This is a genomic window from Massilia niabensis (assembly GCF_042655085.1).
Lineage (GTDB): Bacteria > Pseudomonadota > Gammaproteobacteria > Burkholderiales > Burkholderiaceae_D > Telluria > Telluria niabensis.
The window spans coordinates 383,603-395,499 of sequence record NZ_JBHSMU010000009.1; the positions used below are offsets into that span (position 1 = coordinate 383,603).

Annotated in this window: 9 protein-coding genes; 3 read left to right on the forward strand and 6 right to left on the reverse strand. The window is 65.5% G+C overall.

Annotation, left to right across the window (positions count from 1 at the left end):
- Positions 1 to 81 precede the first annotated feature (81 nt).
- Together ettA and rarD are read right to left on the reverse strand one after the other, a co-directional pair.
- The gene (gene ettA / locus ACFPN5_RS09925; protein WP_379782659.1) at positions 82 to 1,749 is read right to left on the reverse strand and encodes an energy-dependent translational throttle protein EttA; all 1,668 of its coding nucleotides are present in this window, start codon (positions 1,747 to 1,749) and stop codon (positions 82 to 84) included.
- 92 nt (positions 1,750 to 1,841) lie between these two features.
- On the reverse strand, positions 1,842 to 2,705 hold the full coding sequence (gene rarD / locus ACFPN5_RS09930) for an EamA family transporter RarD (RefSeq protein ID WP_379782661.1): 864 nt from the start codon (positions 2,703 to 2,705) through the stop codon (positions 1,842 to 1,844).
- A 166-nt stretch (positions 2,706 to 2,871) separates the two neighbouring features.
- Here rarD and ACFPN5_RS09935 point away from each other — a divergent pair, with 166 nt between their 5' ends.
- The 3 genes from ACFPN5_RS09935 to ACFPN5_RS09945 all read left to right on the forward strand — a co-directional run bounded on the left by ACFPN5_RS09935 (position 2,872) and on the right by ACFPN5_RS09945 (position 6,517).
- Positions 2,872 to 4,749, forward strand: a complete 1,878-nt coding sequence (locus ACFPN5_RS09935; RefSeq protein WP_379782663.1) for a potassium transporter Kup — start codon at positions 2,872 to 2,874, stop codon at positions 4,747 to 4,749.
- Positions 4,750 to 4,859: 110 nt separating this feature from the next.
- On the forward strand, positions 4,860 to 5,294 hold the full coding sequence (locus ACFPN5_RS09940) for an FKBP-type peptidyl-prolyl cis-trans isomerase (RefSeq protein WP_379782665.1): 435 nt from the start codon (positions 4,860 to 4,862) through the stop codon (positions 5,292 to 5,294).
- 104 nt (positions 5,295 to 5,398) lie between these two features.
- On the forward strand, positions 5,399 to 6,517 hold the full coding sequence (locus tag ACFPN5_RS09945) for a hypothetical protein (protein ID WP_379782668.1): 1,119 nt from the start codon (positions 5,399 to 5,401) through the stop codon (positions 6,515 to 6,517).
- Here the strand turns inward: ACFPN5_RS09945 and ACFPN5_RS09950 are convergent.
- The 4 genes from ACFPN5_RS09950 to ACFPN5_RS09965 all read right to left on the reverse strand — a co-directional run bounded on the left by ACFPN5_RS09950 (position 6,514) and on the right by ACFPN5_RS09965 (position 11,842).
- A complete protein-coding gene (locus ACFPN5_RS09950) occupies positions 6,514 to 6,981 on the reverse strand; it encodes a GNAT family N-acetyltransferase (RefSeq protein ID WP_379782670.1) in 468 nt (155 codons plus the stop codon). The genes ACFPN5_RS09945 and ACFPN5_RS09950 overlap by 4 nt on opposite strands.
- 117 nt (positions 6,982 to 7,098) lie before the next feature.
- Positions 7,099 to 8,163 carry a histone deacetylase family protein gene (locus ACFPN5_RS09955; RefSeq protein WP_379782672.1) on the reverse strand — a complete coding sequence of 355 codons (1,065 nt, stop codon included), beginning with the start codon at positions 8,161 to 8,163 and terminating at the stop codon, positions 7,099 to 7,101.
- A gap of 24 nt (positions 8,164 to 8,187) precedes the next feature.
- Entirely contained in the window at positions 8,188 to 9,783 is a 1,596-nt protein-coding gene (gene gshA, locus ACFPN5_RS09960) for a glutamate--cysteine ligase (RefSeq protein ID WP_379782674.1), read from the reverse strand.
- Between the two features lie 115 nt (positions 9,784 to 9,898).
- On the reverse strand, positions 9,899 to 11,842 hold the full coding sequence (locus ACFPN5_RS09965; RefSeq protein WP_379782676.1) for a DUF885 domain-containing protein: 1,944 nt from the start codon (positions 11,840 to 11,842) through the stop codon (positions 9,899 to 9,901).
- Positions 11,843 to 11,897: the final 55 nt, after the last annotated feature.

The window sequence follows — 11,897 nt, forward strand, 5'->3', positions numbered from 1 at the left end:
AAAAAACGGGTACCGGCGCTATGCCGATACCCGCTTTCGTATGTTCACACTGCAGGAACCCTCCTCCTGCAGACGTGGCGATCAGGTCGTCAGCGGCTTGTAGCGGATCCGCTTCGGTTTTGCTCCCTCTTCGCCGAGGCGCTTCTTCTTGTCGGCTTCGTATTCCTGATAGTTACCGTCGAAGAAGGTCACCTGCGAATTGCCCTCGAAGGCCAGGATGTGCGTTGCGATCCGGTCCAGGAACCAGCGATCGTGCGAGATCACCATCACGCTGCCGGCAAATTCCAGCAGGGCGTCTTCCAGCGCGCGCAGGGTTTCCACGTCGAGGTCGTTCGACGGTTCGTCCAGCAGCAGGACGTTGCCGCCTTGCAGCAGCGTCTTCGCCAGGTGCAGGCGGCCGCGTTCGCCACCGGACAGGTTACCAACGATTTTTTGCTGGTCCGAACCTTTGAAGTTGAAGCGGCCCAGATAGGCGCGCGACGGCATTTCGAAGCGGCCGACGCTGAGCATGTCGGCGCCGGCGGTGACGTCCTCGAACACGCTCTTGTTGTTGGCCAGGTCGTCGCGGTGCTGGTCGACCAGCGAGATGCGCGCGGTCTTGCCGATGGCGACTTCACCGCTGTCCGGCTGTTCCTTGCCCGCGATCATTTTAAAGAGGGTCGATTTACCGGCGCCGTTCGGGCCGATGATGCCGACGATCGCGCCTGGCGGCACGGTGAACGACACGTTGTCGAGCAGCAGGCGATCACCAAAAGCTTTCGAGACGTTCTTGAACTCGATGACTTCGTTGCCCAGGCGTTCGGCCACAGGGATAAAAATCTCCTGGGTCTCGTTACGCTTCTGGTATTCGAATTCCGACAGTTCGTTGAACCGTGCGAGACGCGCCTTCGACTTGGCCTGGCGTGCTTTCGGATTCTGGCGCGACCATTCGAGTTCCTTCTGCAGCGCCCGCTGGCGTGCCGACTCGGTCGACTCTTCCTGTTTCAAACGCGCCTGCTTCTGGTCCAGCCAGGAAGAATAATTGCCCTTCCATGGGATGCCCGAACCGCGGTCCAGTTCCAGGATCCATTCGGCGGCATTGTCGAGGAAGTAGCGATCGTGGGTGATGCCGACCACGGTGCCCGGGAAGCGCAGCAGGAATTGCTCGAGCCACTCGACCGATTCCGCGTCCAGGTGGTTGGTCGGTTCGTCGAGCAGCAGCATGTCGGGTTTTGAGAGCAGCAGTTTGCACAGCGCCACGCGGCGCTTCTCGCCACCCGAGAGCACGCCGATTTTGGCATCCCATGGCGGCAGGCGCAGCGCGTCGGCGGCCATTTCCAGCTGCAAATTCAGGTTGCCGCCGTCGGACGACGAGATGATCGATTCCAGGCGTTCCTGCTCCTTGGCAAGGGCGTCGAAGTCCGCGTCTTCGTCGGCATAGGCCGCGTACACGGCTTCCAGCTTGGCCTGCGCTTCAAAGGCTTCGCCCAGGCCCGATTCGACTTCCTGGCGCACGGTCTTTTCCGGGTCGAGCTGGGGTTCCTGCGGCAGGTAGCCGATGTTCAGGCCCGGCATCGGGCGCGCTTCGCCCTGGATGTCGGTGTCGATGCCCGCCATGATCTTCAGCAGGGTCGACTTGCCCGAGCCGTTCAGGCCCAGCACGCCGATCTTCGCACCTGGGAAGAACGACAGCGAAATATCTTTCAGGATCTGGCGTTTCGGCGGGACGATTTTGCCCACGCGGTTCATGGTATAGACGTAATTGGCCATTTTTGTATCTGTAGAAAATCAAGGTGCACAGGATACGATAGAAGGGCGCCCGGGGGCACCCCCTAGCGCGAAACTTTCGCGGCCTGGACCGCCTAGTTGCGCTGGAACAGTCCTTCACAGGCATACAGCGCCAGCGCCGCCCAGATCATCGCGAAGCCGACCAACCGGTCGGCGCTGAACGCTTCCTTGAACAGCCACACGCCCAGCAGGAACTGGATCGTTGGCGCCAGGTATTGCAGCAATCCCAGGATCGAGAGGGGAATCTGGCGCGCGCCGCTAGCGAACAGCAGCAGCGGAATAGCCGTGATCGGCCCGGACGCCACCAGCAGCCAGCGCGTCGACTCCGAGGCGGTATTCAGGAACGCATTGTCGCCATGCAGCGTCAACCAGGCAACATAGCCTGCCGCGACCGGGAACAGCAGCATGGTTTCGAACGACAGGCCCTCGAGCGCGCCAAGCGCGGCGGTCTTGCGCAGCAAACCATAGGCGCCGAACGACGCGGCCAGGAACAGCGCGATCCATGGCACCGAACCCGATTGCCAGGTCAGCCAGGCCACGCCCATGGCGGCCAGCGCAATCGCGGTCCACTGGACGCGGCGCAGGCGCTCTTTCAGCAACAGGTAGCCAAACATGATGTTCACCAGCGGGTTGATGAAATAGCCAAGGCTGGCCTCGATCACGTGACCATTGTTCACGGCCCAGATATAGACCAGCCAGTTGGCGCTCAGCAGAACCGCCGAGGCGACGAAGTTCCAGAAAATGCGGGGCTGGCGTACCTGCCCCAGCCAGCTCCACTGACGCCGCAGCGCCAGCACGATCAGCAAAAAGGCGAGCGACCACAGCATGCGGTGCGCCAGGATTTGCATCGCCGGCACTTCTTTAACGGCATGAAAATAAATCGGGAACAGGCCCCAGCACAGGAAGGCCAGGGCGGCGGAAAAGATGCCGGTACGCATGGGGGAGAGGGACAGATTGCAGGGACAGCATTATCCCTGATATGGCAGGGCCCCGCTGGCACGGCCCCGATTTTGCACAGGTGTATGATGCCTGACGAAATCTACTTGCAATTTTATTGTCGATCTTTTATGGTGCGGCGCACCAGAATAGAAGAATGGTGCAATCTTGACGTCAGAAAATAAGAAAAGCAGCATTGCGGCACTGACCCTGTCCGCGGTCGGAATCGTGTATGGCGACATCGGCACCAGCCCCCTGTACACACTGCGCGCCATCTTCGATCCCGAGCACGGCCTGGCGCTGACCACCCCCAACATCCTGGGCATCATTTCCCTGATTTTCTGGAGCCTGACGATCATCGTCTCGCTCAAGTACGTGACGCTGGTGCTGCGCGCCGACAACCGCGGCGAGGGCGGTATCATGGCCCTGATGGCGCTGGCGCTCAATTCCGTCACGCGCCACTCCCGCTGGCACTTCCCGCTGCTCGTCATCGGCGTGCTGGGCGCCACCATGTTCTACGGTGACAGCGTGATCACCCCCGCCATTTCCGTGCTGGGCGCCATCGAGGGGCTGGAAGTGGCCGCGCCCGGCATGGCCCATTACGTGGTGCCGCTCACCATCGTCGTGCTGGTGGCCCTGTACAGCGTGCAGCGCCACGGCACCGCCGGCATCGGTCGCTTTTTCGGTCCCATCATGCTGGTCTGGTTCGTCAGCCTGGCGGCGATGGGTATCGTCAACATCATCGAGTCGCCGGTGATCCTGAACGCGCTCAACCCGTATCACGCGCTGCGCTTCATGCTGGAGAACAAATTCCTGGCCTTCGTCGCGTTGGGTGCGGTCGTGCTCGCCGTGACCGGCGCCGAAGCTCTGTACGCCGACATGGGCCACTTCGGCAAGCGGCCAATCCGCCTGGCCTGGTTCATGATCGCCTTCCCGGCGCTGACGCTGAACTACCTCGGCCAGGGCGGCCTCCTGATCGCCGATCCGACCGCGATCGACAACCCGTTCTTCCACCAGCTCGGCACCTGGAGCGTGATCCCGCTCGTGATCCTGTCGACCATGGCCGCCGTGATCGCCTCGCAGGCGACCATCTCCGGCACTTATTCAATGACCAAGCAGGCCATTGCTTTAGGCTTATTACCGCGCATGCGCATCCTGCACACCTCGGAAAGCCAGATCGGCCAGATCTACATCCCGGCCGTGAACTGGCTGCAGCTGATCGTGGTACTGATTGCCGTGATCGGCTTCGGTTCCTCGGAGGAGCTGGCCGGTGCCTACGGCATCGCCGTCACCGCGACCATGATGGCCACCACCATCCTCACCTTTTTTGTCACCCGCTACCGCTGGAAACTGCCGCTGGTACTGTGCATCGGCGCCACCGGCTTTTTCCTCGTGATCGACATCATGCTGTTCGCGTCGACCACCCTCAAACTGTTCCACGGCGGCTTTTTCCCGCTGCTGCTGGGGGCGGTGCTGCTGACCGGCATGCTGACCTGGAAGCGCGGCCGCGAACTGGTGTTCCAGAACCTGGAAAAGCATGCCATTCCGCTCGACGCCTTCCTGCAATCGCTGTTCGTGGGGCCGCCGACGCGCGTGCACGGCACCGCGATTTTCCTGCGCGGCGAGACCGATGGCGTGCCGCATGCGCTGCTGCACAACCTGCTGCACAACAAGGTGCTGCACGAGCGCGTGGTCTTCCTGACGGTGCATATCCGCGAAGAACCCTGGGTGCTGCCAGAGGAGCAGGTGCAGGTGGTCGAACTGGGCCATAACTGCTTCCAGCTCAACATCCATTACGGCTTCAAGGACGAACCCGACATCCCTGGCGTGATGAGCTATTGCGCGAATGTGGGCCTGCCGTTCGAGATGATGGAAACCTCGTTCTTCATCGCGCGCCAGACCGTGATCTCGGCGCCGGGCGGCGGTATGGCGCCATGGCGCGAACAGCTGTTCGTGATCATGTCGCGCAATGCGCGCGGCGCCGCCGACTACTACCAGATCCCGAGCAACCGCGTCATCGAACTCGGTACCCAGGTCGAGATTTGATACAAAAGCCGGACAAAAAGCGGACAGTCCGGGCAGCAGCAATCCGATAAGGTGCGTTGCTGTCCGGCTTGCACCTATTTATACCTATCTACTCCACGATTCCGATGCAAATGAAACTGACCTTCCTTGCCGCCGCCTGCGCCGTCGTCCTCAGCCTCTCCGCCTGCGGCGGTGGCGGTGACGATGACAGCGTCCCAGCCGTTGCCGTCGCCAGCCCGGCCACCCTGATCGTCACCGACAGCGTGGTCGGTACCGGCGCGGTCGCCACCGCCGGCAAGCGCCTCACCGTCACCTACACAGGCTGGCTGTACAGCACGACGGCGGTGAACAACAAGGGCACGCAGTTCGATAGCGGGACCATCAGCTTCCCGCTCGGCCAGGGCGCCGTGATTCCCGGCTGGGACCAGGGCCTGGCCGGCATGAAGGTCGGCGGCAAGCGCACCCTGGCGATTCCCGCCAGCCTCGCCTATGGCCGCACCGGCAACGGGTCGATTCCGCCTGACGCCGGGCTCGTGTTCGACGTGGAGCTCATCCGGGTCGAATGACCTGCAGGGGGGTGTGCGATCGCGCGCACACGTGAGATGGCGCAGATGTTGGCGCCGGCCCTTGCGACATCCTTGAGATTCCGCTAACGATCCCGGGGGCCGTCATGTCTCTGCGCACACGTTTGCTTGGGTGTTGTTTCCGCCGGCTGCTGGCCTCGCTGTTTGCCCCCTTACTGTTTGCCTGTGTGCACACGGCGGCGCTGGCGCAGGCCTATACCATCGTGTTCGGCCCCGAAAACTCGTCGCCTGCCGCGATCGACAAGGCCGGCCGCATCGCCGGCCAGCTGGCCGGCCGCGCGGTCGTCTTGGATGGCGCGGCCGTCCTCGACATCGGCACACTCGGCGGCGAGTCAGGCAACGCACTGGCGCTCAGCGACAACGGGCTTGTCACAGGCAGCGCCGCCCGCCCCGATGGCAGCAGCCACGCTTTCCTGTACCGGGGCGGCGCGCTGCGCGACATCGGCCAGCTCGGGGGCGCCAGCAGCGGCACCGGCGTCAATGCCAGGGGGCAGGTGGCCGGCATCTGGGTCGATGACGCCGGCGAAGACCACGCCTTCCTGTACAGCGGCGGCGTGGCCCGCGATATCGGGAATCTGGGTGCCAATTCGGCGCGCGCGACCGGCATCAACGCGGCGGGCGAGGTCGTCGGCTCCTCTTTCCTCGCCGATTTTTCGGCCTACCGCGCCTTCCTGTATCGCGACGGCGCCATGCGCGACCTCGGCACGCTCGGCGGCCCGTCGAGCGCGGCCGCGGCCATCAACGACGCCGGGGAGGTCGCCGGCACCAGTTTTATTGACGACGACATCCAGCACGCCTTCCTCTACAGCGACGGCGTCATGCAGGACATCGGCTCGCTCGGCGGCGCCCTGACCGAGGCGCGCGCCCTGAACGAGGCCGGCATGGTGGTGGGTTATTCGACCTATGCCGACCACGTGCCGGGCGTCGATTTTTCGAGCGCCTTCCTGTACCGCGACGGCACCATGTTCGACCTGAACCTGCTCGTCGAGCGCCGCGGCGAATGGACCGTGCTGGACGCCACCGGCATCAACGACGCCGGGCAGATTGCCGCGTATGCCTGCACCGCGTTCGGCGACTGCCGGGCAGTGCGGCTCGACCCGATTCCGGCCATACCCGAGCCGCAGCCGGCCGCGCTCTGGCTGGCCGGCCTCATGGGTATCGGCATGGCGGCGGCGGCGCGTCGGCGCGCCAGGGGAGGGACTTAGCGCAGCATGTCGATGTGCATGATGCCGTCTTCATCGTAAGGCGCGGAAACGGTTTCGAAGCCGAAGCCCTGGTAGAAGGCTTCCAGGTATTGCTGGGCGCCGATGCGGATGCGGTGGCCGGGATGCAGCTGTTCGGCGTACTGGATGCCGTGCGCCAGCAGCTCGCGCCCGACGCCGCCGCGGCGCGCGTCGTTCGTGGTGAGCACGCGGCCGAGCGACATCTCTGTGTATTTCGCACCCGGGGCCAGGCAGCGCAAATAGGCCACCAGCACGCGCCGCCCGCCGATGTCGCGCCAGCCGAGCAGGTGGTGCGCATCGAGGTCGTAGCCGTCGATGTCGGGATACAGGCAGGTCTGCTCCAGGATAAAAACCTGCTGGCGCTGGGCCAGCACTTCGTACAGCTGGGCACCGGTCAGCTCCGCGAAGCTGCACCACTGCCATTCGATCGAGGGTGTTTTTTGCATGATTTCTAAATATTAAGAGGGTCTAACAAAACCGTCATGGCAAGGCGCATCGTCGAAGACAGTACGATAGTACGGCGAGACGAATGCAACGCAGCCATGGCGGTTTTGTTAGGCACTCTAGGCGGACGTCTCGAAACCTTCGAGCACGTTGACCGTATGAATGCCGATGTCAGGTTGCGCCGGCCCGCCTTCGAACACGAAGGCAGTCGGCAGGCCGAGCCAGGCGAGGCGCTCGCCGATGCGTAGATAATCCGCGCCGCTCAATCCGAAGCCCGCGTCCGCTTCGGCGCAGGTATCCACGCCGAGCGAGACGACCAGGGCGTCGGGGGCGAACATGCCGAGCCGCAGGCAAGCCGTTTCCAGCGCCGCGAACCACGCGGGCGCCGAGGCGCCGCGTGCCAGCGGCAGGTTGATGTTGTAGCCGAGGCCGGCGCCAATGCCGGTTTCATCGAGGTGGCCAAGATAAAACGGGTAGTTGCTGCGCGGGTCGGCGTGGAGCGAGACGAACAGCACGTCGTTGCGGCCATAGAAAATGCCCTGGGTGCCGTTGCCGTGGTGGTAGCCGAGGTCGAGGATCGCGACCCGCCGCATGCCGTCATCAAGCAGGTGCTGGGCGGCGAGGGCCGCATTGTTCAGGAAGCAGCCGCCGCCGAAAAAATCGGCGCCGGCATGGTGGCCGGCGGGGCGGGTCAGCGCAAAGCTGCCGCGCTCGCCCAGGCGCAGCGCGTGGGCCGCGTTGATGGCGCAGTCGGCGCCGGTCTTGGCCGCGTTCCAGGTGCCGCCCGTGAGCGGCGTGGCGGCGTCCATCGAATACAGGCCGAGGCGCCCCGCAAAACTGTCGGGTTCGAGGTCGCTGCGCAGGGTGCGGATCGGCCAGTGAGAGGCGACGGCGTCGCGAGCGCTGTTGGCCGGGTCGAGCGCGATCCACTCGCTCCAGGCGCTGCGCAGGAAGTGCAGGTAACGGGGGGTGTGGATGCGTTCGAGCGAGACCAGCGGCGCGCGGTGTGGGGTGACGATCTCGCCCAGGCCGCGGCGCTGCAGTTCGGCCAGGACGAGCCCGATTTGCTCCCCTCCGACTTGCTCCCCCACCTTGGCCTGTTCATGACGAGGCACCATGTCGCCGCGGTAGGGTACAAGCGGCCCGCGGTGCTGGGCATGGTGTTCGTTATAAAAAGTGAGCAAGGGGTATTCGCGGCCAGCACGACGTCAGTGATTGCCGCACAGTGTACTGCTGTTATAAGCGGCAACGAAATCGTCGAAGCTGACCTTGTCGCTCCCCTCGATGATCGCCTGTTCCGCCAGCGAAGCGGCCGCCTGTTCGGCGAACGCCGCTTCCTCGGCCGGCATCAGGGGGCTTTCGCGGAAGTAGGCTGCGTGCAGCTCGCTCTGGCGCAAGCCAAACGCGGCGGCCGAGCCGAGTGCGCGCACTTCGGCCAGGACCCGCGCCGACGGCGTTTTCGAGGGATCGGCGACCTTCGCCTTTTGCTGCGCCAGCGCCGCTTCGTGCACGCCGGATTCGTTGTGCTCCGCGTCGAGCAGGCGCGCCAGCGGGCGGATGCGTTCGATCAGCTCGTCGGCCCAGGCCTGCAGCGGCACTTCCTCGCCGCCGCGCGTGAGGGTCAGGCCCGGACGGCGGCCTTCCTTCACGGTGCGGGCGAAATTGCGGGCGTGGACCTCGCCCTCGGCGGCGCTCAGCAGCGGGCTTTCGTCCAGCGCGCAGAACAGTAAAAAGGCGTCGAGGAAGCGGCCGGTCTCGATGCCGATGCCGATCGGCTCGAACGGGTCGACATCGAGGCAGCGCACTTCGATGTACTGCACGCCCCGGTTGCACAGCGCCTGCACCGGACGCTCGCCGGTACGGATCACACGCTTCGGGCGGATCGTCGAATAGTATTCGTTCTCGATCTGCAGCACGTTGGTCGAGAGCTGGATCCATTCGCCGTCGCGCTTGGTGCCGATGGCCGCGTAGGGCGCATATGGGCGGTTCACCGCGTCCATCAGGCTGGTGACATAGCTTTCCAGGCTGTTCTCGTGCGGGCGCAAGCCCGACTGGGCGTCGTTCTGGTAGCCCAGGTCGCTCATGCGCAGGCTGGTCGCATACGGCAGGAACAAGGTGTCGTCGGACAGCGTTTCCAGCGTGTGCGGACGGCCGCGCAGGAAGCTTTTCGTCAGCGCCGGCGAAGCGCCGAACAGGTACATCAGGAGCCAGGCGTAGCGGCGGAAGTTGCGGATGGTGGCGATGTAGCTTTCGGACTGGAAGTCGCGCAGCGCACTGCGGCGCTCCTCGGGAATGCCGTCGTTCTCGCGGATCACCTGCCACAGCTGTTCCGGCAGCGAATAGTTGTAGTGGATGCCGGCGATGCACTGCATCGCCTTGCCGTAGCGCAGGGCCAGGCCGCGTCGGTACACGTGCTTGAGCATGCCGATGTTCGATTTGCCGTACCAGCCGATCTCGATCTCTTCCTCGGGCGGCAGTTCGCCGGGCATCGATTCGCTCCACAGCATCTCGTCGCCCAGCTTCGAATACGCGAAACGGTGGATCGCGTCCAGGCGGTGCAGGGCCAGGCCGATGTCGTGCTCGGCGGGCGTGATGAATTCGAGCAGCGCTTCGGCGTAGTCGGTGGTGATCTGCGGATGGGTCAGCGCCGAGCCGAGCTGGACCGGATGAGGCGTGCGCGCGAGCCGGCCCTCGCGGTCGATGCGCAAGGTCTCGCGTTCGATGCCGCGCAGGCCCTGGCCGAGCAGGCCGCGATGGGCGTCGTCGTCCAGCAGGGCGAGGCGGCGGGTCAGTTGGTTCGACACGGGTGTTTCCTTTCTTATACTGCTCTATCAATTGGTGCAGAGAGTAACCGAAAATGCGCCAGCGTGTCGGCGGCCGGTCAATTTCTGATGGGTTCACCCGTCGTGTCGAAAAGGCTCAATGGGACGCCGGCGAAGGGGGGCTGGCAGCTTGCGGCGGGGGCGTGGACGGCAGCACGATGCCGCCTTCTGCCTTGCCGGCCTCGGTGGCATCGCCGGGAACCCTGGCAGCGGCGGGAGCGGGCGGCTTGGCGGGCGCGGCGTTGGCGCCCTTGGCGGGCGCCGGGTCCGGCACTGTGCCGTTTTTTTCGGCAGGCTGCGCGGGGAGCTGCCCGGACAGCCACCCGTCCATTTCGCGCTCGAGCAGCACCAGCGGCAGCGCGCCATTGCCGAGCAGCGCATCGTGGAAGCGCCGCAGGTCGAAGCGTGCGCCGAGCGCGGCCTGCGCCCGCTCGCGCAAGGCCTGGATGCGCAGCTGGCCGGCCTTGTAGCTCAGCGCCTGCGCCGGCTGGGCGATGTAGCGGTCGACCTCGACCTCGTTGTCCAACGGGGCGTTGGCCGTATGCGCGTTCAGGTAGTCGATCGCCTGCGCCCGCGACCAGCCGAGCGCGTGGATGCCGGTGTCGACCACCAGCCGCGCGGCGCGGAACATGTCGTCGTTCAGGTAGCCGAAGCGTGAAAACGGGTCGCGGAAAAAGCCAAGTTCCGGCCCCAGGCTCTCGGCATAGGTGGCCCAGCCTTCGCCAAAAGCGTCGTCCCAGCGGTGGCGGCGAAACGCCGGCAGCGCGCGCAGGGCTTTGGCGCGCGCCACTTGCAGGTGGTGGCCGGGCAGCGCCTCGTGCAGCGCCAGCGTCTCGACTTCCCACAAGGGGTGGGTCCTGAGGCGCTCGGTATTGACCACCAGCGCGGCGCTGCGCTGCGGCGTGCCGGCTTCGTAATAGGCGGCCACTTGCCCGGCCGCGCCTGGCTGGCCGAGCCGCTTGACGCCGATCTCCTCGACAGGAATCGTGCCGAACAGCGCAGGCAGGCGCGCGCTGGCGCGCTCGATGACGCGGCGGTAGCGGCCGAGGAGCACCTCGGGGTCGCGCGCAAACAGGCGCCGGTCGCTGCGCGCAAACGCCAGGAACTGGGGCAGGGTGCCGTTAAAGCCCGTGCGCTGCACCGCCGTGGCCATCGCGGCGCGGATGCGCGCCACTTCCTTCAGGCCGAGGGCGTGCAACTGCTCCGGCGTCAGTTCGCTGCCGGTGGCGCGCCGGGCGAGGAAAGCGTAATAACCCGGTCCGCCCGGCAGGCTGCTGGCCCCTGGCGCCTCGCGCGCCGCCGGCAGGTATTCAAGGTGCATGAACGCTTCCAGCTTGCGCAAGGCCGGCGCCGCATCCTGCGCCAGCGCGGCCATGCCGGCGGCGACCAGTTCCTCGCGCAGCTTCGCGTCCAGGGTGCCGGGAACGCGCCTGAACGGCGCCGCGAGCGGGCCTTCCGGCAGTTTCTCGCGCATCGCGCGCAGCAGGTCGGGCACGGCACGCACGCTCGCCTTTGGCGCCGTCCAGCCGGTGCGCATGCCTTCGCGCAGCTGCTCGACCAGCCCGTCGACGTGCGCCGGCAGGGCGTGCAGGCGGGCGATGTAGTTGCGGTAGTCCTCGGCGGTCGCGAAGGGCGTCTGCGCGACCAGCCGCGGCAGGCGCACGTGCAGGCCGTCCCAGGCACTCAAAGGCTGCGGGTCGAACGGGTGAAAAGCGAGCAGGGCGAGCTGGCGCTCCTTGTCGAAGATGAACAAGTCGAGCGAGAGCCGCTCCTCCGGCTCGAGCTTGGCACGCTCGATGGCGCGTGCTTCCTCGAGCATGGTTTTCGCAGTCTCGCGCGCGGCGCGGCTGGCGGCCAGCGAGGTGTCGGAGAGGCGGTCGTTATGGCGCCGGTCGCCGAGCGTGGTCGCGTATTCGGGGTGGGTGTGCAATTGCCACTGCCAGTCGCGCTCGAACAGGGCCGCTGCCTGCCCGGATGCGCCACGCGCGAGGCCGTGGAACAGGGCGGTCAAGAGGAGGAGGAGGGCGAGTAGGCGTCGCATCGGAAAGGCGGGGTGGGGGAATAGGCATTGTAGCAATGCCCGTCGGAACGCCGCG